Origin of the sequence: Actinomadura sp. 9N215 (assembly GCF_044326345.1) — a bacterium.
Classification (GTDB): Bacteria; Actinomycetota; Actinomycetes; order Streptosporangiales; family Streptosporangiaceae; genus Spirillospora.
Genome location: NZ_JBIRBA010000022.1, coordinates 113251 through 134177, shown reverse-complemented (window position 1 = coordinate 134177; position 20927 = coordinate 113251). Strand labels below are relative to the sequence as shown.

The following is a 20927-nucleotide window of genomic DNA, read 5'->3' as shown; positions in this document are numbered from 1 at the left end:
CGGGCCCGCCACGAGCGGAGGCCGTGTTTCTCGAACACGCCGTTCAGCGGGTGCGGCCTCGCGGTTTCAATGGCGTGGCGGGCATGGTGGGCGCGGGGATTGGCGGGCCGTCGTAACCGTTCACCACGCCGAAGCGATCGCCCGCCATCCAATCACGGCGTGCCTGAGCGATCTCCTCACCCGTTCGGGCGACGAAATTCCACCACATCACGAGTTTCTCCTCGAACGGCTCGCCGCCCAGCAGGACGAGTCCGCTGCCGCCGTCGGCCGCCCTCAGCGGCAGTTCGCGGCGCCCGCATCCGAGGTACAGCATCGAGCCGGGCTCGACGCGCTGCCCGTCGATTTCCGTCATGCCGGACATCGTGAGTGCGGCGTACTCGAAGTCGGGCTCGACCGGCACCCGCACGTCGGCCCCGTCCGCCAAGGCGATGTCCGCGCCGACGATCGGAGTGTGGGCCGTGCCGGGCGAGGCGGCTCCGTCGAGTTCGCCCAGGATCACGGTGGCGCCGAACCCGGAGGCCCGTACGACGGGCAGGTCGGCGTGGTGCTCGAACGCGGGGTCGGTGTGCCGGTGGGCGTCCGGTAGCGCGACCCACAGTTGGGCCCCGTGCAGGATCGCCGGATGGTTCCGCGGCGATTCCTCCGAATGCGCGATGGCCCGTCCGGCGGTCATCAGTCCGAGTTCCCTGGGCCGGACGGTCTGGAGGCTGCCCAGGCTGTCGCGGTGCAGTACCTCGCCTTCGTGCAGCCAGCTCACCGTCTGCAGCCCGATGTGCGGATGCGGCGGAACCTGCATGCCGGGCTCGTCGGCGATGTCGTCCGGTCCGTAGTGGTCGACGAAGCACCAGGCGCCCACCATCCGCCGTCCCAGGCTGGGCAGGAGCCTCTGGACGAACGTGCTCTCACCGAGCGGAACACGCCTCGGGGGCAGATGTTCATGCACGGGATGGCCGGGCACGTCGTCCCGTCCACCGCACTCGACCGGCTTCGGCCGGACATCGAGATTGCTCACCGGCGCCGTCCTTCCCGTAACCCGCGACCTGTAACGATGCCTGGACGCCCCGTCCGCGAGGCCGTTCGACGGAATCAGCGGTGGGGGCGGCGGGGTTCGACTGTATGTGATGCACGGTGAGTACAAGGTCCCAGGTGGCAAGCTCGTCGTCGCCGACGTGGACGTCGTGGACGGGCTGTTGCGCGAGCCGAGGATCAGCGGCGATTTCTTCCTGGAACCGGACAGGGCACTAGAGGACATCAACGCCGTCCTCGACGGCCTCCCCGCCGGGCTCGACGCAAAGGCGATCGGCGCGCGTGTGGAGGCGGGTCTTCCACGAGACACGGTGATGCTGGGAATCACCGCGGAGGCCGTAGGAATCGCTGTGCGGCGAGCCATTACGCGGGCTTCGGACTGGCGGGACCACGATTGGCGGCTGATTCACGAGCCGCCGCAGGAACCGGCCCTGCACATGGCGCTGGACCAGGTCCTCGCAGAGGAGGTCGGCGCGGGACGGCGTCCGCCGACGCTGCGGGTGTGGGAATGGGCGTCGCCCGCGGTGGTCATCGGCAGTTTCCAGTCGCTGCGCAACGAGGTCGACGCCGAGGCGGCCGACCGGCACGGGGTGGGCGTGGTCCGCCGCATCAGCGGCGGCGGCGCGATGTTCATCGAGCCGGGCAACACGATCACGTATTCGCTGTACGCGCCGGAGACGCTGGTGGCGGGCATGTCGTTCGCGGAGAGCTACGCCTTCCTGGACGACTGGGTGCTCGGCGCGCTCGGCGGACTCGGGATCAAGGCGTGGTACCAGCCGCTGAACGACATCGCGTCCGACCAGGGCAAGATCGCGGGTGCGGCGCAGAAGCGGCTCGCCGCGGGCGCGGTGCTGCACCACGTGACCATGGCGTACGACATCGACGCGGAGAAGATGCTGCGGGTGCTGCGGATCGGCCGGGAGAAGCTTTCCGACAAGGGGATCGCCAGCGCGGTCAAGCGCGTCGACCCGCTGCGCCGCCAGACCGGCCTTCCCCGGGAGGAGATCATCGACCGCATGATCGGGCACTTCCGGAGCCGGTACGGCCTGACCGGTGACCGCGTGAGCGAGGACGAGTTGCGCCTCGCCCACAAGTACGTCACGGACAAGTTCAGCACGCCGGAGTGGACCGCCCGCGTCCCCTGACGCCTGCCGCCACACACCCCCCGCAAGGCCAGGCGTGTCGTAGCGAGCCGGTCACCGAAACGCCGCCGGTTTACGGGCCGGAACTCCGTGCCGTTTCCGTGCGTCCCTCATTTGCAGGTCGCGAGGCCGCGCATCGGCCCGTAGGTTGGGGACATCGATCGATGATGAGGAGCGTTCATGTCGTTGCAGAAGGGCGCCAACACCGCGGTGCCGGTTCCCTCGGTCCGGGTCGAGCTCGGCTGGCAGAGCGGCCCGGGCGTGCCCGACGCGGATGCGTCCGCGCTCCTGCTGGCCGACACGGGACGGGTGCGTTCGGACGACGACTTCGTCTTCTACAACCAGCCGGCGCACAAGTCGGGTGCGGTCCGCCATGACGGCAAGCAGCAGGGGCCGACCGTCCTGGACGTTCTGTCGATCGATTTGGACCGTGTAGAACCCGCCATCGACAGGATCGTCGTCGCGGCGTCGTCCGACGGAGGCGCGTTCGGCAAGTTCCAGGGGCTGTACGTGCGCGTGGTCGACGCGGCGGCCGGAACGGAGGTCGCACGGTTCGACAGCGAGGGCGCCACTACGGAGACGGCGTTCGTGTTGGGCGAGCTGTACCGGCGCCAGGGCGCCTGGAAGTTCCGCGCCGTCGGCCAGGGCTACGATTCGGGGCTCGCCGGTCTGGCGACCGATTTCGGGATCTCGGTGGACGAGCCCGGTCAGGCTGCCGCCCCGCCGCCGCCACCGGCTCCTCCCGCCGCTCCGGCTCCTCCTGCGCCCCCGCAACCGCAAGCGGCGCCTCCGGTGCCCCCTGGCGGGCAGTACGCGCCTCCTGGCGGCCAGTACACGCCGCCTCCGCCTCCGCCTGGGGGCCAGTACGCGCCGCCTCCTCCGCCCCCGCCTCCGCCGGGCGGCCAGTACCAGCCGCCTCCCCAGCAGCCCGCTCAGCCTCAGCAGGCGCAGCCCCAGCCGGGCGGGGGCGGGGCCGTCTCGCTGACCAAGAACTCGCCGTCGGTGTCGCTCACGAAGCACGGTGCGACATCCGGACACATGCGGGTCAACCTCAACTGGACCGCGCGGGAGGGCGTCGCCAAGGGACGGCTCGGCAAGCGCCGCCGCGGCGTCGACCTCGACCTGGACCTGTGCTGCCTCTGGGAGCTCCAAGACGGCCGTAAGGGAATCATCCACGCGCTCGGCGACATGGGTGCGCTGGATCGTCCTCCGTTCATCAAGCTCGACAAGGACGACCGGACCGGAGCGATCGAGACGGGTGAGAACCTCCACATCAACCTCGACCGCACCGCCGACTTCAAGCGGATCCTGGTGTTCGCCGAGATCTACGAGGGCGCGGACGACTTCCGCGGCCTGGACGCCATCGCCACGCTGTTCCCGGTGGGCGCGCCGCAGATCGACATGAGCATGAACGACTGCGTCGACGCGTCCCGGGACGCCGTCCTCGCGCTCATCGAGAACGTGAACGGGGAACTGGTCGTCCACCGGGAGGGCCGATTCATCCTGCCGCCTCCCGGCCGTCCGCGCTGGGGGAAGATGTCGGTCGACCAGGCGTACGGCTGGAACCTGGAGTGGGTCGCCTCCCGCGGCAAGGACTGAGCGCCTCTGCCGGTGACGGGCCCGGAACGTTGGCTGATGCTGCCGGTTGTCCCGGGCCGGACGCCGAGGGTAGGAACGTCGCATGACCTCTGAGCGGCAGTACCCCGTCGTCCCCGCACCCCGTTTCGACGTTCCGGAGGACGAGGCGGTCGGGCGCGTCCAAGCGTTCGCCGACAGGATGACGTTGCGCCGGACCGTGCGTGACTTCTCCCACCGTCAGGTGCAGCCGGACGTCATCGAGCATGCGATCCGTGCGGCCGCGACCGCTCCCAGTGGGGCCAACCTTCAGCCGTGGCGGTTCGTGGTCGTCAGCGACCCCGAACGCAAGCGAAGGCTCAGGGAGGCCGCAGAGCAGGAGGAGCGGGAGTTCTACGAGCGGCGTGCCTCTCAGGAGTGGCTCGACGCGTTGGCGCCGTTGGGCACCGATTGGCGTAAGCCGTTCCTGGAGGACGCCCCGGCGGTCATTATCGTTTTCGAGGTTCACAAGGGCCCGGAGACGCCGCGGCCTTACTACGTGAAGGAGTCGGTGGGTATCGCCGTAGGGTTTCTACTGGCCGGGTTGCACCAGGCTGGTCTGGCGACCCTCACGCACACGCCGAGCCCGATGAAGTTCTTGAACGAGGTGTGCGACCGTCCGCCGGAGGAACGCGCGTACGTGGTGATCCCGGTCGGCTACCCGGCGGACGACGCGATGGTGCCCGACATCACCCGCAAGCCGGTCGACGAGGTCATCGTCCGGCTGTGATGTCCGGCTGTGACGTCCGGCTATGACCTTCCCCGTCCGCCAGGCGCGCCTCACGCGGCCTTGACGGCGTCGGCCAGCTTCTTGTCGCGGGCCACGCGCACCAGGGCGGCGCTGAGCCGCGCGAGGTCCTTGTCGGGCACCTTGGACGCGAGCTCGCCGGCGTCCGTGGGCAGGCCGAGCCGTTCGGCGCCCTTCCTCACCTGGCCGTCGATGTAGGGGCGCAGCCAGGGCCAGATGGACTGGGCCTCGCGGCAGAAGATGTCCACCCCCGTGGGGCCGATTCCGGGGAACTCCTGGAGCAGCTCGGCCGCCTTCGCGGGGTCGCGACCGGCGTCCATGGCGAGCCGCCGCAGATCGCCCTGGTACTTGTCCTGGACGATCTCGGCGGTGTCGCCGAGGCGGGACGCGGTGCTCTCGTCGTAGCGGACGTAGTGGCCGCGTCCGAGCGCGTCGACCCGCTCCTGCCAGGTCAGTTTGCTCATCCCACGCGGTGTCCCGCCGCCCGCCTCGAACAGTTCGCGGGCCGCCGCCATGGCGATGTCCGACGAGATGCGGGCGCTCAGCAGGTTGGCCAGGACGAGCAGCTTGAAAAGCGCGGCCGGCTGGTCCTTCAGGGGAATGCCGGCCTCTTCGGCGAACGTCTCGCCGGACTCGTGCAGCAGCTTTCTGACGACGGTGTCCATGGCATGTACCTCCTGTCGACGCGGGCCTACCCGGGTCGACCGAGATGACTCATGCGCGGACGCCGCACAAGGGTCACATAAGGCTGAGCTGCCCTTCCCCTGCGAGCGGGTCACGGTGCTTCTTGAGATGCCGCCAGCGCGGAAGGTCGTCCAGGTAGGACCACGACAGCCGGTGATGCGGCGTCGGTCCCGACTCTTGAAGGGCCTTCTGGTGGACGGGTGACGGATAGCCCGCACTGTCCGCGAACCCGTATTCGGGGAATTCGCCGTCGAGCTCCGCCATCAGCCGGTCGCGGTGCACCTTCGCCAAGACGGAGGCTGCCGCGACGGTGACCGACCTCTGGTCGGCCTTGATTTCGCAGCGCACCCGCCAGGGCCGGCTCAGGAAATCGTGCTTGCCGTCCAGGATGACCACGTCGGGCTGGACGGGAAGCGACTCCAGTGCACGCACGGCCGCGCGCCGCAGCGCCTCCGTCATGCCGACCTCGTCGATCTCCTCGGGACCGGACGCGCCGATGGCGTGGCCCACGAGCCAGCCCGGCAGCACTCCGGCGAACGACTCGCGGTGGGTTTCGGTGAGGAGCTTGGAGTCGGTCAGGCTGATCGTCCTCTTGCCGCGCCCTTGGAGGACCGGCGGCGGCGTCAGGTCGGTGACCGCCGCGCACACCACGACCGGGCCTGCCCACGCGCCGCGTCCCACTTCGTCCACTCCGGCGATCGTGGGCGGGCGGCCGCTCCCGGACGACACGGCCTGCAGTTCGCCCTCTATCTCGTAGCCTGCGACACGAGAGATCTCCTCGGTGATGGCAGGGCCGGGATCCAGGCCGGGCAAAGCGTCGGTGGGGTCGGTCGGCATGCGCCCATCATCGCAGCGGTTGCGGAAGCAGAACCTGTACTTCCGGACAGTACAAATGTGCTGGTCTTGGGACCGAGGTCTTGCCTGTTCCGTACCAGGCCGGTGGATGGCGGCCAACGAACCGGGCGCGGGGAGTCCCGTTCCGGGCGGTCCTGCGCTTTACTCGCTTCTGATGGCTTTGTTCGGCAGGTCTCGCTCCCGCCCGGCGAAGGACGCCGCGGCACGGGATCTTTTCGAGCGCCTTCGGTGGCGCTACTTCCAGGTCACCCCGGGCGTGCGATTCCTGGGTGGACTGTTGCTCGTCGCCCTGGTCGTGTCCGCCACGGTCGTGGTGGAAGGGCCCGTCCTAGCGGCGGTGGCGTTCTCGGTGATCCTGCTTGTGGTCGTCCATCTGACCTTGCGTTCGCCCACGGGCATGGCGGTCGTCACGGTTGTCTTGGCCTGGCTGGCTCTGTCGGTGCCTTTGGCAAGCCTTTACCCGGACGACGGGCACCCGTCCTATCTGAGGCCCGAACTGCTCTTGGCCCTGCTCGCGCTACCGGTGGCGTTCGTCGCGTTCAGGCTGCGCGGATACACCCCGTGGCGGACGGCGCTCCTTGCGCTGGGCGTCGCGGGCGTGGCGACGGCCGCCGCCGCGCATCCGTTTCCTGAGGCGAGCGTGGCGCCCGGCTGGGTCGCGGCCCTGGCCTTCCTCGCCTACCGCTGGGATCAGGCACGGCGGACGGTGCCCGCCGAAGCGTACGAGACCGGCTGGGTCCAGGAGCAGGCTGGCCCTAAGCCGGACGCCCCTCCGGGGCAGCGCAAGAACCCGCCCGACAACGACAGGCGCGAACGCCCGGACTGGCCCGACTCCGACATGGCGGACAGACCGAGCCGGCCGACCAGATCCGATCGGCGCGCCTCGAACGACGAAGAAACCGCCGCTTCGGCGGCCGTGATCGCGGGCCACGACCAGCGGGCCGCGGCGCAGGCCGCCGACAGCGCCGTCGCCGCGGATCGCGTGAACCCCGTGGAGACCCGCAAGGAGAAGGCACCGGAGATCTCAGTGGCCGAGGCGCTCGCCGAACTGGAGGACATGATCGGGCTTGAGCCGGTCAAACGCCAGGTCCGCTCCATCGCCGCCTCCATCGAGGCCGCGCATATGCGGGCCGCCGCCGGGGTCCCCACAGAGAAGCCGATGCGGCATTTCGTGTTCGTCGGGCCGTCCGGGACGGGCAAGACCACCGTGGCGCGCGTCCTGGCCAAAATCTTCTACGCCTTTGGGCTGCTCCCAGAGCCCGCCCTGGTCGAGGCGCACCGCGCCGACCTCGTCGGTGAGTTCCTCGGAGCCACGGCACTGAAGACCAACCGGCTCGTTGACTCCGCCCTGGGCGGGGTGCTGTTCATCGACGAGGCGTACAGCTTGGTCAACTCCGCCGAAGGGCAGCCGGACCGGTTCGGTGACGAAGCCGTGCAGGCCCTCCTGAAGCGCGCGGAGGACGACCGCGACAACCTGGTCATCATCCTCGCGGGATACGACGCGCAGATGGCCGAGTTCCTGGACTCCAACCCGGGGCTGGCCTCACGGTTCGGCACGCGCGTGCATTTCCCGTCGTACCGTCCGGCCGAGCTGCTCCAGATCGCCGACTACCACACCGGCCTCCGTGAGGACCGGCTCGACCACGAGGCGCGGCGACGTCTCGCCACACGGTTCGAGGAGGTGGAACGGCGCGGCATCGTCGACGAACTGGGCAACGGACGGTTCGTGCGGTCGCTGACCGAGGCGGCGGCGCGCGCGCGGGACGTGCGCGTAGTCGACGCCGTGTCCGCGTCCGCGGCCCCCGCGAACCCCAGTGCCGACGACCTGGTCACCCTGCGCGCCGAGGACGTCGAGGCCGCGTTCGCCGAGGTCACCGAACGCTACCGCGGCTACGCCGAGACGCCGACGCTCGACGAGGCCCTCGGCTCCCTCGATGCGATGATCGGGCTCGAACCGGTGAAACGGCAGGTCCGCGAGATCGCCGCCCAGCTCCAGGTCGCCCGGATGCGCCAGGAGCAGGGCCTCGTCACCCGCCCGCCGACTCGCCACTTCGTCTTCACCGGCCCGCCCGGCACCGGCAAGACGACCGTCGCGCGCGTGCTCGGCCGCATCTTCGCCGCGTCCGGGCTCCTCGCCCGGCCCGAAGTGGTCGAAGCGCAGCGAGCGGACCTCGTCGGCGAACACCTGGGCGGGACGGCGCTCAAGACGAACAAGGTGGTCGACTCCGCTCTGGGCGGTGTGCTGTTCGTCGACGAGGCGTACGCGCTGAGCAACCCGGGTTACACCAGTGGGGACGCGTTCGGCGCTGAGGCGGTGCAGACCCTGCTCAAGCGCGCCGAGGACGACCGTGACCGTGTCGTCATCATCCTCGCCGGATACGAGGCCGAGATGGACCGGTTCCTGTCGTCCAACCCGGGACTGGCCTCACGGTTCGACGTCCGCGTCGACTTCCCCTCCTACGGGCCGGACGAACTGCTCCGCATCGCCCAGCTCATCGCCGAGGAGGGCGGCGACCAGTGGGAGGAACGCGCGCTCGACGACCTCGCCCTGGTCTTCCAGCGCGCGTGCGGGTCGGGCCGGATCGACGAACTGGGCAACGGCCGGTTCGCCCGCTCCATGTACGAGAAGGCGTCCGCACGCAGGGCGCTGCGTGCCGCGCGGCTCGGCGACGCCGCCACCGCCGACGACCTCACGGTCCTCACCACCGAGGACGTCCGCGACGCGTTCGCCGAACTCACCCACCGCCTGGCCTGACCGGAGGCGCGGGGGTGCCGTTCCGCCCCTGTCGGGGGCGTGCGCTGTAATCGAGGCATGACCTCGGTGACCTGGGCTCAGGTGCTCGCCTGGCGGATGCGGCGGCAGTTCATAGAACGCGCCGGTGACGCGTCGGTGGTGCAGATCGCGCGGCGGCTGGCGGGACTGCAGGCGCAGGTCGCCTCGGCTGCGGAATTGGCCGCGGCGGTACGGCAGACGGCTCCTGAACCGGGCGCGGTGCAGCGGGCCCTCCTCGACGAACGAACCCTCGTCAAGACCTGGGCCATGCGCGGAACCCTGCATCTGCTGCCCACGGACGAGGCCGCCGCCTATCTCGTCCTGTGCGCCGCCGTGCGCAACTGGGAGAAACCCGTCTGGCAGAGGAATTTCGGTGCCACGCCCGCCGATCTGGAGGCGATCGCCGAAGCCGCCACCGAAGCGCTTGGCGACGGCGCGATCCTCACGCGCGAAGAGCTCACCACGGCCGTCGTCGAACGGACCGGCTCACGGCATCTCGCCGAAGTGCTCGGCTCCGGCTGGGGCACCCTCCTTAAACCCCTGGCCTGGTGGGGCGTCCTCTGCCACGGGCCTTCGCAAGGCACCCGTGTGACGTTCACGTCGCCGGAGCGTTGGCTGCCCGGCTGGACGGGCCTGCCATCCGCGGAGGACGCCGCCCGGACGGCCATACACGCCTTCCTAGGCGCGCACGGGCCCGCCACCCCTGACATGTTCGACAACTGGCTGATGCGCAAGCTGAACCGGAAGAAGGACGTCAAATCCTGGTTCGCCGCGGCAGCGGACGGGCTTTCCACCGTCGAGGTGGACGGCATGCAGATGTACGTCTTGGACGAGCACCGCGACGAACTCCTGAACACCGAACCGAGCACTTCCGTCCGGCTCCTCGGGGCCTTCGATCAGTACGTCCTGGGCGCCGGTACGGGCGCGCTCTACCTCGTGCCTGCAGAGCGCCGCAAGGAAGTGAGCCGCACCGGCGGTTGGATATCTCCTGTCGTCCTGTACGAGGGGCGCGTTGCGGGCGTCTGGGAGCCGAAGGACGGCGCCGTGGCCGTGACCACGTTCGAGGACGTTCCCGCCGCGCCCCTCAAGGCCGAACTGGGCCGACTGGAAACGCTGCTCAGGGCACAGGCGGGCGCCTAAAGGCGGAAACGGAGACGTTGGCCAGGGCGCAGCTGTGCGGCGTCGGCGATGTCGGTCGAGGCGAGCACCGCGATCACCGGATAGCCGCCGGTCGTCGGATGGTCGGCCAAGAAGATGATGGGCATTCCGCTGGGCGGCACCTGAAGCGAACCGGTGACCACGCCCTCGCTGCCCAGTTCGCCCTCGCGGACGCGGGTCAGCGGCGGCCCCTCCAGGCGCACGCCCACACGGTTGCTGTCCGGCGACACGATGAAAGCCGAAGACGTGAGCGCGGTCATCGCGTCCTCTGCGAACCAGTCGTCGCGTGGGCCGGGCAGGATGCGCAGCACTGGAGTGTCAGGCAACGACGGTGCGGGTGCGACGTCAACGGCAATGTCACCGAATCCCTTAGCGGAACCCACCGGAATGCGGTCCCCAGGCGACAGGGGTGCCGGTCCGAGCCCCGACAGGAGATCGGTCGAACGGCTCCCAAGAACCTCGTCGACCACGACACCACCACGCACGGCGAGATAACTGCGCAGCCCGGACGTCGGCGTACCGAAGTCGACCAGCCCACCGTCCGGGACGTGGCAGGGCGCATTCGTCCCGTACGCGCGGCCATCGACGCAGAGCGGCAGCGGCGCTCCGGTGACCGCGATCCAGGCGTTCCGGTGGAAACGCAGCGCGGCCCCGCCGAGTGTGAGTTCCACGGCCGCCGCGCTCTCGGGGTTGCCGACGAGCCGGTTGGCCAGGCGGAAAGCACGCCCGTCCGCGGCTCCGGAACGCGGGACGCCGAGGTGGGCGCGGCCCGGTCTCCCAAGGTCCTGGACGGTCGCCAGCGGCCCGGCCCGCACGATCTCGATCAACGCACGACCTCGATCACGACGGTTCCTCGGGCACGAAGCGGACGCGCGTCCCCGGCCTGAGCAGCGACGGAGGATCGCGCGTCACGTCCCACAGCCGCAGCCCGGTCCGGCCGAGCAGCCGCCAGCCGCCCGGTGACCGGGACGGGTACACCGACGCGTACGGCCCCGCGATCGCCACCGAACCCGCCGGCACCGAGGTCCGCGGTGACGAGCGTCGCGCCACGTGCAGGGCCGGGTCGAGGCCCGACAGATACCCGAAACCGGGGGAGAAGCCGAGGTAGGCGACCGTGTACGCGGCGGCGGAGTGCCGGCGGACGACGTCGCCCCGGGACAGCCCCGTGAGCGCGGCGACCTCGTCCAGGTCGGCCCCGTCGTAGACGACGGGGATCTCCACCGGCTCCACGTCGCTCGCGGCGTCCTCCGGCAGCCGCAGTTGCGAGAGACGCGCCGCCAGACGATCCAGATCGGCCGACGGGTCGGCGATCAGCAGAACGGTCTGCTCTCCTGGGACGACGTCCACGACTCCCGGCAGCGGATCGTCCCGCAGCGCCGCGTCCAAGCGGTGCGCGGTCACGAGATCGCCGGTCTCCACGAGCACCGCCGCGTCACCGGCGCGCAGCACCTTCACGCGAACGGCTCCAGCGCGACCCCCGCCTCGGACAACGCCGACCGTACCGACCGGGCCAGATCCACCGCGCCGGGAGTGTCGCCGTGCACGCACATCGAACGGGCGTCCAGAGCGACCGCGTCGCCGTCCACAGAAATGACGGTTCCCTCTACGGCCATCCTGACGGCGCGCTGGACGACGGTGTCCCGGTCGTGGACGACGGCCCCCGGTTCACGACGCGACACGAGCCGACCGGACGGTGTGTAGGCCCGGTCTGCGAAACATTCGGCGACGACGGTGAGCCCTTCGGCGACGTCGCGCACCGCGGAACCGGCCAGTGTCAGAAGTGGAAGCGAAGGGTCGTATGCCCGTACCGCGTCGGCCACCGCGCGCGCCTGGACAGGGTCGCGCGCCACCCGGTTGTACAGCGCCCCGTGCGGCTTGACGTAGGCCACGCGTCCGCCTTCCGCGCGCGCTATGCCGTCCAGCGCGGCGAGCTGGTAGAGGACTTCGGCGGTCAGTTCCGGTGGGGCGACGTCCATTTCGCGGCGGCCGAAACCGGCCAGGTCCCGGTACGAGACCTGCGCCCCGATCGTCACCCCGCGTTCGACGGCCGCCGCGCACACCCGCCGCATGATCAGCGGATCGCCCGCGTGGAACCCGCACGCCACGTTCGCGCTCGTGATGACGTCCAGCAGCGCCAGGTCGTCGCCCAGTTCCCAGATGCCGAACCCCTCGCCGAGGTCGGCGTTGATGTCGATGACCGCCATGTCCAAGACCTACCACCGATCACCGCGCTTCAGACGGCCTCCCCGCGCACGCCCTCCACCTCCTGGCCGCGATCTCGCCGGCCGAGGCCGTCTCGGGCGGCCGCGGCACGGGCGGCGGGAGCGCGGGCCGCAGGGGTCTGTGAGCGTCTCTGAGTCCGCGGGAACGCCGGAAGGTGCCCCAGGTCCAGTCCGCGACGGAGAGGGGCTCTCAGGCGGACTGGAGCCCGTCCGGGCCTCGCCGGGCTCGGCGTCAGTCGGCCCGCGGAGCGGGCACGGCATCGGCCTTCGCCTGCGCCCACACTCCGCCGATGGCGTCGTAGACCGCGAGAGGGGTCTCGTCGCCCTCACCGGACGAGCGCCAGAGGCGGGTGCCATGGGGCGGCCGCATCGGAACGCCCGCGGGTCGCTGCGCCGAAGCGGCTGGCTTCCTGTTCGTCGGCGCGCCCAGAGGGAGCGCGGCGGCGTGTTCCGGCTCGGCGGGTTCGGGTTCGGCAGCCTTCGGTTTCGCGGGCCTCGGCGCGACGGCCTCGGGTGCGAGGTTCTCCCGGACGGCGCTCTCCGGTTCGGTGGTGTCCGACCCGAGCGCCGCGCGCAGATCGGCGGCGGTGTACGGGTCGATGGCGGTGTGGGACTCGTCGTGCGCGCGGTCGACGGCAGGGACCGAACCGTTGGCCGCCGGCATCGAGCCACCGGCGACGGGATTGGGCCCAGAGAGCGCGTTGGGGTCGACCTTCCCGTACGGGTTGGGGACGTCGGGCGCGAGGGACGGCGCCGCGCCCGGGCCTCCGTGCATGCGGGCGATGACGGACGAGTCCAGGAGGACCTCGCTCGGCAGGCCCCAGTTGATCGCGAGCCGCCAGGTGGGATCCGGCCAGCCGGTCGCCAGCCGGGCGAACGAGGTGCGCCGGTAGAGGCCCGGGTGCCGGTCGCCGGTGCGGGCCAGGGCGCCCGGAGAGGTGAACACCGTGACGTAGGTGCTGCTGCCGATCGTGATCGTGGGGAACTCGGCGCGGTCGGGGTCCTCCACCGCGGACGCCGTGGCAGGGAGCACCAGATCGGCGTTCGCCAGCAGCCTGAAGTACGTGGTGTTGTCGCCGTTCGCCTTGGCCTCGGCAAGACGCGGTTCGAGCAGATCGGCGTCCACGCTGGGTAGGCCCTCCGGCGCCATGGAGGTCCCCGTGGGCGGCGCCTTGGGCGGAAGCGGACTCGCCTCGGCGAGCGGGTCGCCGGAAGGACGGCCGGACGAAGCGCGGCGCTTGTTCACGCGCGACGGATCAGCGACGTCGATACCGAAATCGCTCAGTTCGATCAGGCCGGTGCCGTGCCGGTGGAACGACTCGTACACGAGGTCGGACGGCCGCCGGATGCCCTGGACGTCGCGCAAGGCGGTGACCATGACATCGGCCAGCCGCGAGAAGTCGCCGTCGGTCACCGACTGCATCCCGCCGGGCGTGCCGAACTCCGGCAGTTCGGTCCACCAGTTGCGTGGTGCGGGCTCGGCGGGCGGGCGCCAGCCCGCGTCGCTCATGACCTCCTCGTCGGCCAGCGTGAGCAGCAGCGGGCCTTCGAGGAAGTTGTTGCTGACGGCCTCCGCGTAGAGCCGGTCGGGCTCGCGCATGGCCTGTACGTAGTGCCGGCTCTCATCGCGCTCCCGCACGATGAGGATGGTGTCCCGTTCGAGACCCGCGAGCTCACGACCCAGCCGCCGGGCGAACTCGGACCACTCCAACAAGATCACTCCCTACGACCGGGGACCGGCCCCCCGGGCCCCCGCGAGACCATGCCCGAGATCCGATGATTACCGCCGGGGACGCCGCGTGCAAACCGGGAGTTCACTCCGGCGGGGGTTCGTGACGCAGCACGTGCAGGGCCTCGCGGAGCGCCTCCGCGTCGTCCCCGCAGCGGTCCAGGACGTCGATGAGTTTGTGCAGGATCTCGTGGCGTTCGTAGCCGACGTCGAGCAGTGATTGTGCGGTATCCCACAATTGCGGGGGCTCACCGTCCCACAGGCGTTCCGCGAGGCGTTCGTGCGCGTCCAGGTGCTCCTCGTCGGCGCCGGGGTGCTCGAACTCCAGGATGACGCGGCGGTCGTCCGGGTCGGCCGGGTCCAGGGTGGACAGGTCGATGAAGCCGTGCCGCCCGGACCGCCTGTGAGTGCCGGACAGGAACGGCAGGGCGAACGCCCTCCGCGGCAGCGCCTCAAGGTCGCCGTCGGGCAGCAGCCGGTCGACGAGTTCGCGGTCGAGACCGAACGCGGACGGGTCGCGGTAGGCCTCGGCGAATTTCGCGGTGGCGTCCCAGAGGGCGTCGAGCGTCGCCCTGATGCCCTCCTCGGGCAGCCCTGTGCGCTTGCCTGCCCATCGCACCCACGCGGCCAGCACGTGGGGTACGGCCTCCTGCTCGGTCGGGGAGAGCAGGACCTTCCGAGGTAGCCAGTCGAGCAGGAACATCTCGCACTTGATGGGGCTGACCCGCAAGGGCCGCCCGTAGTCGTGGGTGCAGCCGTAGTCGATGATCCGGTCGACGCACCGGCTGGCCGCCGAGCGGTCGGACAGGCCCTCGGCCTCGTCCGAGGCAAGGAACCTCGCGGCGATCGTCGCTCGCCGGTCGCGTCCGTACACCGGCGGCTGGGGGAGGCGCCCGCCAGGCGGCAGGATGTCCACACGCGCGCGGACGAAGGCGTGGTAGGACCCGAAGTTCTCGTTCACCGGCGGATCGTCGGTGTCGTCGGTGAGGTCCAACGCGCTGTGCAGCAGCGCCTTGGCGTCCCGCGAGTCGAGGGGCTCGAACCGCATCAGCGGGTTGTCGCGACCCTCCCGGCGGCAGTGGTCCAGGAGCTTGTCGACCTGGGAGGAGACCCAGGCGTCCCTGACCATCCCGGGCATCGGCGGCCGTCCGGCACGCGCGGCCGGGGCGAACCGGTCGCCGGCAGGCTGGACGGCCCCGGCCTTGTTGCGATCGACCAGGATGACCAGGGCGTGCCGTTCGGCCCCTCCGTAGGTGTAGGTGCAGACGACGGAATCCTGGTCGCCGTAGACGTCCCTGGACACGAAGCACTCCTCGGGAGCGACCATCCCCACGCGGTCGGCCCAGCCTGGTCTGGCGACGCCGTTGCCCATCAGTTCCAATGCGGCGCGCTCGGCCTTGGCGGCCTGCCGCGGAGTGCCCATGTAGGCCATTCCGATGAGCAGCGCCAGCGCGGCCGGGGTCCCCGCCGTTCCGGCGTAGTCGACCAGTGCCTCGCCGATGATTTCCTCGACGTCGCCGTCCGGCACCCGGTGCCCCCACCACGACCCCAGGATTTCGCTGACGATGAGCTCTGCGTCCAAGGGGCTGCGCACGGCCAGGAGTTCGCGGGCGTGCTGCAGCATGCCGTCGAATATCGACGTGACCTCGTCGGGGGGTGTCGTTCCGTCCCGGGCCGGTTCCCCGGAGGAACGGTGGTGGCGGCGGGGACTCACCCTTCTAGCCTCTCAGATCAGCCGCGGGCAGTGCCCAGGACACGTCCGAACACGGGACGGCGACGACTCCGGGGCATGCGAAGAATCCGCTCAGCCGTCCAGTCCGGCCGGAGCGCGTCCGGACGGCGGCTCCGACTTGAGGATGCCGGTGAGATGCTCACGGGCCATCCGCTCGACCCTGGCGGGCGTGACCTCCAGACCCAGGTGCGCCATGCGCGCCTGGACGTCGGCCACGCACCGGAGCACCGTGTCCGAGTGGAAGGACGCGAACTCGTCGCAGAGCCGACGTGCGAGCGCGTCGCGGGTCTCGCTCCGGTGACCGGCCAGTGCAGGCATCAGCGCACACCTCCGCGCACGGGGTACCGGCGGACGGGGACGTCGCCGGCCGAGACGGAGCACACACGGAGCGCCCGAGGCCAGACGTTTCCGCGCGAACAGCGCCTCGATGTCCCATTCCAGCGCTTCTGCGGAGAGAGTCAATAGATATCAGGACGTCGTTGGGCAAATTCTGTGCCGTCCTTGGCGGAGGCCTCGTCCGGATCGGTGTCCGCCGCTCTGACCTGGGAATTCGGCCCGCCACTGGATGATCTCCGGACGGCGTCCCGCGACCTCTGCCAGGCGTCCGCCCAGCCTGCGTGGTGCCGCGCCGCCCAATCAAGCTCCACACGCCCGGTCAGCATCGCATTGAGCGCGCCCCGGTCCCGGAACGCCTCCCACAGGTGCCCCACCGTCACCACCACGACGACAAGGAAAAGCCAATCGTGGACGAACGTCGCGCCCGTCCGCCAACGGTCTCCCCAAGGGTCGGGGAACGTCATGATCTCGCCGGTGCCGAGCATCAGCAGGATCGCGCCCGCAGTGAACGCGGCGTTCAGCTTCTGCCCCGCGTTGAACTTCCCAACGGGAAGGACCCCGCGCCCGCCCTGCACGGCCCTGCGGTCGCGGCGCTTCAGCCACTCCCAGTCGTGCGGAGCGAATCTGTTCAACCGCCTCACGTCGGCCCTGAAGGCCCGCGAGACCAGCCCGAGCACGATCGGCAAAGGCAGCGCGAACCCGCACCACACATGGACGGTCTTCAGCGTCTCCCGATACCCCACCAGCGTCGACAACACCGGCAGATACAGGCACGCAGCGGTCGCCAAGCAGATCAGCATCAGCAACGCGGTCACGTGGTGGATCGACCTTTCCGCCACGGTGAACCGCATCAACCACGTCCGTTCGGACGAGCCCATGTCACGTCGGCGCATCGTTCCGGCCGTTCGACCGTCCCACCCAGGCGTCCACGTCGTAGCCGAGGTTCTCCCAGTAACCGGGAATGACCTTGTCGGTCAGTTCGATGCCGCCGAGCCACTTCAACGACTTGTAGCCGTACATGGGCGCCACGTAGAGCCGCGTCGGTCCACCGTGATCGTGCGTAACCGGCTTGCCGTCCATCTGGGTCGCCACAAGCACGTCCCGCCGCCGCGCCTGCTGCAGCGTCAGCGACTCTGTGTAGACACCGTCGAACGACGTGAACCGAACGGCACGGGCCTTCCGGGACACTCCTACCGCGTCCAAGAGATCGGGGAGCGCCACACCCACCCAGCGCACATCCGGTACTCGCCAACCCGTCACGCACTGGAAATCCCGGTCGAGCACGGTTTGGGGCAACCGCGCCAGGTCGGCCAGCCCGAACGCCTGAGGCTTGTCGACGAGACCGCCGACGGTCACGCGGTGGGTGGCCGCGCTGTGCCGCTTCACGCTCCCGGTGACGGAGTAGTACCGGAACCCTCCCGCCGCCGGAAGGATGTCCCCGATCGGCCCCACCGGCGCGAGAGTACGGCTCACCTTGTCCTGTACTGATGCCCCCACGGCGACCCCCGCCGCGCCGAGGCCGAGCATCCCGAGCACCACCCGCCTACCGACGGGACTGCCTTCCGCCCGTTCGTCCTCGCTCACTGTCTTATTCGAACACCAGGGCACGCGTCGCGCCAGGTCCCGGGCATTCCCGTAAGACTTCGGACAGATCTGAACCGGCTCTAAGCTGACCTCATGGCCACGAAGGTTCACCTTGCACAGCGTCCGGAAGCCGACGAACTGCTCGGACGCAGCCCGCTGGCCGCGCTGGTGGGCATGCTCCTCGACCAGCAGATCCCGATGGAATGGGCCTTCACCGGCCCCTACACCATCGTCCAGCGGCTCGGCACCGACGACCTGGACGCGCACGAGATCGCCGCGTACGACCCCGAGCGCTTCGCGGCGCTGCTGTCGGAGAAGCCCGCCGTCCACCGGTACCCCGGTTCCATGGCCAAGCGCGTCCAGCAGCTGTGCCAGTTCGTGGTGGACAACTACGACGGGGACGCGGAGAAGATCTGGAAGGGCGTCGACAGCGGCAAGGAGCTGTTCAAGCGGCTCAACGGCCTCCCTGGTTTCGGCAAGCAGAAGGCACAGATCTTCCTGGCGCTGCTAGGTAAGCAGTACGGAATCCGGCCTGAGGGCTGGCGCGAGGCCGCCGGCGCCTACGGCGAGGAGGGTTCCCATCGGTCCGTCGCCGACATCACCGGCCCCGAGTCGCTCGCCCAGGTCCGCGCCTTCAAACAGGAACAAAAAGCCGCGGCCAAAGCGGCCAAGTAGCCCACCGAACCCCAGCTGGCACCACGGGGTTCCAGGGGGTCGTCCCCCTGGGCCAGCGCAGCAACACAACTAACACTCCGAAGGAGCCGAGTTGACGCCCTGTGACCCCTGAGCGCCGTAATATCACCTACTCGCCGTCCTGGCGGACCGCCTCCCGTGTCCTCCGCGACGGTGTCCGAATCCGACGTGTTCGCCGGGGGCCGAAGGGAACAAGGATGTTCATCAGGGCTTCCGTACGCGGCGAACCATCGGGATGATGAATACCTGACTCCGACGGTGTTGTGATGGAGGCGGGAGCGCTAGCCTGCTCCCATTCACTCATAGTGATGAAAACTTGCCGCGCGGTACGGGACCCTCTGGGGCGGAGGTGTTGTCCATGAGCACCGAGACGTCCGTCCCGCATCCCCGCGTCTCAGGGGTGGAGGGGCAGCCCATGGATGCGTCCGACGCCGCGTTGTACGCGACCTTGCTGACCGAGGCACCCGCCGGGCTCGCCTTCTTCGACCGCGACCTGCGCTGCCGCAGGGCCAACGACGCGCTCGCCGCGCTTCTGCGCGTGCCTGTGCGGGAGCTGCAGCAGCGCAGGCCGGCCGAGGTTCTGCCCGAGGGGCTCGCGACGGCGGTCGAGACGGCCTTGCGCAAGGTGATCGACGAGAACCGTCCGCTGAGCGACCTCGATCTGGTCGTCCCGGCGGGTGAGCCGTCCGAGCCCGCCGAGCAGGCCGACGTGGCCGCCGCGCCGGTGGCGCCCGGGGACGCGGCGATGGTGGCGACGGCGGTCGAGGAGCGCATCCTGGCCTGCTCGTGGCTGCCGGCCAAGGGCGCCGACGGCAAGCACTTGGGCGTCGTCCTGACCGCCCTGGACGTGACCGAGCGGCGCAGGGCCGAGGAGGTCATCCGCCGCAAGGAGCAGCGCTACCGCTCGCTCGTGGAGGCCAGCGCCCAGGTGGTGTGGGTCGCCGCCCCGGACGGCGGCGTGATCGACGACGCCCCCGAGTGGCGCTCGATCACCGGCCAGGCGCCGGACGACTACGCGGTCGGCGGCTGGCTGTCGGTGGTCCACCCCGAGGACCGTCCCCGCATCGAGGCCGCCTGGCGCGAGTGCGTCGAGGAGAACCGGGTCTTCGAGACCAACTACCGGGTCCGCACCAAGAGCGGCACCTACCGGCACTTCGACGTACGGGCCGTGCCCATCTGGCAGGGCGACGCGGTCATCGAGTGGGTCGGCGCCAACACCGACGTCACCGGGCAGCGCGAGGCCGAAGAGATGCGCGGGCGGCTGACCGAGCAGCTGTCGGCGGCGGCGCTGCGCACGGCGCGCCTCCAGCAGGCCACCTCGATGCTGGCCGAGGCGCTGACCGTGTCCCAGGTCGTCCAGGTCATCACCGAGGTGGGACGATCGGCCATCGGCGCCGACTACTCTGCGGTGGCGCTGCTTGACGACGACAAGCTGCGGCTCAGCATCGTGGCCCCTTCGCAGCCGGGCGCAGACGGTGAGAGCGGTCCAGTGTCCCGCGACGACATCAAGGTCAGTGACCAGACCGTGATGTCGGTGGCGGTGCGCGAGAGCCGCCCGTTCCTGGCCGAGCATCCCGACAGCCTGCGCTTGCAGCTCGGCCACGGCGAGAAGGATCTGTTCGCCCAGCACACCGAAGAACGTGCCTGGGTGGGTCTTCCACTGCTGGCCGCTGGCGCGCCGATCGGCGCACTGCGTTTTTCGTTCACCCGGCCTAGGGAGATCACCGAGGAGGAACGGGTCTTCCTGGAGGCCCTGGCGGGCCAGTGCGCCCTGGCCGTCGAGCGAGCGCTGCTGTTCGAGCGCGAGCACCGGACGGCCGAGGAGCTCCAGCGCAGCCTCCTGCCCAGCGACCTTCCGCAACTGCCGAGCATGGTCTTGGCCGCCCGCTACAACCCTGCGACACGCCACGTCCAGGTCGGCGGCGACTGGTACGACGTGTTCCGGCTCCCTGACCATCGGCTCGCCATGGCCGTCGGCGACGTCATGGGCAAGGGCGTCCTGGCCGCGGCTGGGATGGGCCGCGTCCGCAACGCCCTGCGCGCCCTCGCGCTGAACGACCCGCGTCCGGCGGCGGTCCTGGCCGGGCTGGACCGGCTGTTCAGCGCCACCGAGGACGAGGAGCAGTTCACCACCGTCGCGTACGCGGTCATCGACCCCGAGACCGGGCACGGCGAATTCAGCAACGCGGGCCATCCGCCACCCCTCCTGATCTCCCCCGACACGCCCGCCCGCGTCAGCACGCAGGAGCCGGGAACGCCCCTCGGCTGGCCGAGCCAGCGACAGCAGACAAGTTTTTCCATCGAGACCGGCAACACTGTGGTGTTCTATTCCGATGGACTTGTGGAGAACCGTAGGCGTGGGGTGGACGCCGGGCTGGACGAGCTGGTCGCCGTGGCGGCGGACGCCCCACCTGAAGTGGTAGGAGATCCCGAGAGACTCGTCGACTTCCTGGTCGATCGGATGCTTGCCGGGTATGAGCAGGTAGACGATGTGACCGTGCTAGCCCTGCACGTCCCGCCCAAGCCCGCCTGAAGCGCGCCGAAGACGACGCGAAGACGGCGGAGCACGTTCGAAGGACCGTCCCGCGCCCTCTAAGGTGGAGAGTTACCGGGTAGGACTTCACAGGCGGA

General features: G+C 70.2%; 18 protein-coding genes. 7 read left to right on the top strand and 11 right to left on the bottom strand.

Annotated elements, in window-relative coordinates; all coding sequences use genetic code 11:
• Positions 1-43 precede the first annotated feature (43 nt).
• A complete protein-coding gene (locus tag ACH34T_RS31280; RefSeq protein WP_396024535.1) occupies positions 44-1012 on the bottom strand; it encodes a pirin family protein in 969 nt (322 codons plus the stop codon).
• Positions 1013-1121: 109 nt separating this feature from the next.
• On the opposite strand from ACH34T_RS31280, the gene ACH34T_RS31275 reads away from it, so the two are divergent.
• From ACH34T_RS31275 to ACH34T_RS31265, 3 genes are all read left to right on the top strand, one after another.
• A complete protein-coding gene (locus ACH34T_RS31275) occupies positions 1122-2171 on the top strand; it encodes a biotin/lipoate A/B protein ligase family protein (RefSeq protein WP_396024534.1) in 1050 nt (349 codons plus the stop codon).
• A 177-nt stretch (positions 2172-2348) separates the two neighbouring features.
• Positions 2349-3767: a TerD family protein gene (locus ACH34T_RS31270; protein ID WP_396024533.1), complete on the top strand. Its 1419-nt coding sequence runs from the start codon at positions 2349-2351 to the stop codon at positions 3765-3767.
• Positions 3768-3849: 82 nt separating this feature from the next.
• Positions 3850-4512 carry a nitroreductase family protein gene (locus ACH34T_RS31265; protein WP_396024532.1) on the top strand — a complete coding sequence of 221 codons (663 nt, stop codon included), beginning with the start codon at positions 3850-3852 and terminating at the stop codon, positions 4510-4512.
• Between the two features lie 50 nt (positions 4513-4562).
• Here ACH34T_RS31265 and ACH34T_RS31260 read toward each other — a convergent pair whose 3' ends face one another.
• Positions 4563-5195, bottom strand: coding sequence for an endonuclease (locus ACH34T_RS31260; protein WP_396024531.1), 633 nt, complete (start codon positions 5193-5195; stop codon positions 4563-4565).
• Positions 5196-5268: 73 nt separating this feature from the next.
• The gene (locus tag ACH34T_RS31255) at positions 5269-6051 is read right to left on the bottom strand and encodes a ribonuclease HII (RefSeq protein ID WP_396024530.1); all 783 of its coding nucleotides are present in this window, start codon (positions 6049-6051) and stop codon (positions 5269-5271) included.
• Positions 6052-6223: 172 nt separating this feature from the next.
• Here ACH34T_RS31255 and ACH34T_RS31250 point away from each other — a divergent pair, with 172 nt between their 5' ends.
• A complete protein-coding gene (locus ACH34T_RS31250; protein WP_396024529.1) occupies positions 6224-8824 on the top strand; it encodes an AAA family ATPase in 2601 nt (866 codons plus the stop codon).
• 57 nt (positions 8825-8881) lie between these two features.
• A complete protein-coding gene (locus tag ACH34T_RS31245; protein ID WP_396024528.1) occupies positions 8882-9982 on the top strand; it encodes a winged helix DNA-binding domain-containing protein in 1101 nt (366 codons plus the stop codon).
• Here the strand turns inward: ACH34T_RS31245 and ACH34T_RS31240 are convergent.
• The 8 genes from ACH34T_RS31240 to ACH34T_RS31205 all read right to left on the bottom strand — a co-directional run bounded on the left by ACH34T_RS31240 (position 9979) and on the right by ACH34T_RS31205 (position 17603).
• Complete coding sequence (locus tag ACH34T_RS31240) at positions 9979-10815, bottom strand: biotin-dependent carboxyltransferase family protein (RefSeq protein WP_396024569.1); 837 nt, start codon at positions 10813-10815, stop codon at positions 9979-9981. The two genes, ACH34T_RS31245 and ACH34T_RS31240, sit on opposite strands and share 4 nt — an antisense overlap.
• 25 nt (positions 10816-10840) lie before the next feature.
• The gene (gene pxpB, locus ACH34T_RS31235) at positions 10841-11455 is read right to left on the bottom strand and encodes a 5-oxoprolinase subunit PxpB (RefSeq protein WP_396024527.1); all 615 of its coding nucleotides are present in this window, start codon (positions 11453-11455) and stop codon (positions 10841-10843) included.
• Positions 11452-12204, bottom strand: a complete 753-nt coding sequence (locus tag ACH34T_RS31230) for a LamB/YcsF family protein (RefSeq protein WP_396024526.1) — start codon at positions 12202-12204, stop codon at positions 11452-11454. Before ACH34T_RS31230 ends, pxpB begins: the two co-directional genes overlap by 4 nt.
• A 250-nt stretch (positions 12205-12454) precedes the next feature.
• Complete coding sequence (locus ACH34T_RS31225) at positions 12455-13936, bottom strand: SseB family protein (RefSeq protein ID WP_396024525.1); 1482 nt, start codon at positions 13934-13936, stop codon at positions 12455-12457.
• Between the two features lie 100 nt (positions 13937-14036).
• Positions 14037-15575 (bottom strand): hypothetical protein, encoded by a 1539-nt coding sequence (locus ACH34T_RS31220; RefSeq protein ID WP_396024524.1) that lies wholly within the window; start codon positions 15573-15575, stop codon positions 14037-14039.
• A 180-nt stretch (positions 15576-15755) separates the two neighbouring features.
• Positions 15756-16001 carry a hypothetical protein gene (locus ACH34T_RS31215; protein WP_396024523.1) on the bottom strand — a complete coding sequence of 82 codons (246 nt, stop codon included), beginning with the start codon at positions 15999-16001 and terminating at the stop codon, positions 15756-15758.
• Between the two features lie 140 nt (positions 16002-16141).
• Positions 16142-16870, bottom strand: a complete 729-nt coding sequence (locus tag ACH34T_RS31210) for a cytochrome b/b6 domain-containing protein (RefSeq protein ID WP_396024522.1) — start codon at positions 16868-16870, stop codon at positions 16142-16144.
• A 28-nt stretch (positions 16871-16898) separates the two neighbouring features.
• Positions 16899-17603 (bottom strand): molybdopterin-dependent oxidoreductase, encoded by a 705-nt coding sequence (locus ACH34T_RS31205; RefSeq protein ID WP_396024521.1) that lies wholly within the window; start codon positions 17601-17603, stop codon positions 16899-16901.
• Between the two features lie 93 nt (positions 17604-17696).
• On the opposite strand from ACH34T_RS31205, the gene ACH34T_RS31200 reads away from it, so the two are divergent.
• Together ACH34T_RS31200 and ACH34T_RS31195 are read left to right on the top strand one after the other, a co-directional pair.
• Positions 17697-18278: an HhH-GPD-type base excision DNA repair protein gene (locus ACH34T_RS31200; RefSeq protein ID WP_396024520.1), complete on the top strand. Its 582-nt coding sequence runs from the start codon at positions 17697-17699 to the stop codon at positions 18276-18278.
• A 376-nt stretch (positions 18279-18654) separates the two neighbouring features.
• Positions 18655-20829 carry a SpoIIE family protein phosphatase gene (locus ACH34T_RS31195; protein ID WP_396024519.1) on the top strand — a complete coding sequence of 725 codons (2175 nt, stop codon included), beginning with the start codon at positions 18655-18657 and terminating at the stop codon, positions 20827-20829.
• Positions 20830-20927 lie beyond the last annotated feature (98 nt).

What these genes read in the sequence shown, in the direction of transcription:
- ACH34T_RS31275 (WP_396024534.1), top strand. Translation starts at nt 1,122, where the DNA reads ATGCACGGTGAGTACAAGGTCCCAGGTGGCAAGCTCGTCGTCGCCGAC.
- ACH34T_RS31270 (WP_396024533.1), top strand. Translation starts at nt 2,349, where the DNA reads ATGTCGTTGCAGAAGGGCGCCAACACCGCGGTGCCGGTTCCCTCGGTC.
- ACH34T_RS31265 (WP_396024532.1), top strand. Translation starts at nt 3,850, where the DNA reads ATGACCTCTGAGCGGCAGTACCCCGTCGTCCCCGCACCCCGTTTCGAC.
- ACH34T_RS31260 (WP_396024531.1), bottom strand. Translation starts at nt 5,195, where the DNA reads ATGGACACCGTCGTCAGAAAGCTGCTGCACGAGTCCGGCGAGACGTTC.
- ACH34T_RS31255 (WP_396024530.1), bottom strand. Translation starts at nt 6,051, where the DNA reads ATGCCGACCGACCCCACCGACGCTTTGCCCGGCCTGGATCCCGGCCCT.
- ACH34T_RS31250 (WP_396024529.1), top strand. Translation starts at nt 6,224, where the DNA reads ATGGCTTTGTTCGGCAGGTCTCGCTCCCGCCCGGCGAAGGACGCCGCG.
- ACH34T_RS31245 (WP_396024528.1), top strand. Translation starts at nt 8,882, where the DNA reads ATGACCTCGGTGACCTGGGCTCAGGTGCTCGCCTGGCGGATGCGGCGG.
- ACH34T_RS31230 (WP_396024526.1), bottom strand. Translation starts at nt 12,204, where the DNA reads ATGGCGGTCATCGACATCAACGCCGACCTCGGCGAGGGGTTCGGCATC.
- ACH34T_RS31220 (WP_396024524.1), bottom strand. Translation starts at nt 15,575, where the DNA reads ATGCTGCAGCACGCCCGCGAACTCCTGGCCGTGCGCAGCCCCTTGGAC.
- ACH34T_RS31215 (WP_396024523.1), bottom strand. Translation starts at nt 16,001, where the DNA reads ATGCCTGCACTGGCCGGTCACCGGAGCGAGACCCGCGACGCGCTCGCA.
- ACH34T_RS31210 (WP_396024522.1), bottom strand. Translation starts at nt 16,870, where the DNA reads ATGCGGTTCACCGTGGCGGAAAGGTCGATCCACCACGTGACCGCGTTG.
- ACH34T_RS31200 (WP_396024520.1), top strand. Translation starts at nt 17,697, where the DNA reads ATGGCCACGAAGGTTCACCTTGCACAGCGTCCGGAAGCCGACGAACTG.
- ACH34T_RS31195 (WP_396024519.1), top strand. Translation starts at nt 18,655, where the DNA reads ATGAGCACCGAGACGTCCGTCCCGCATCCCCGCGTCTCAGGGGTGGAG.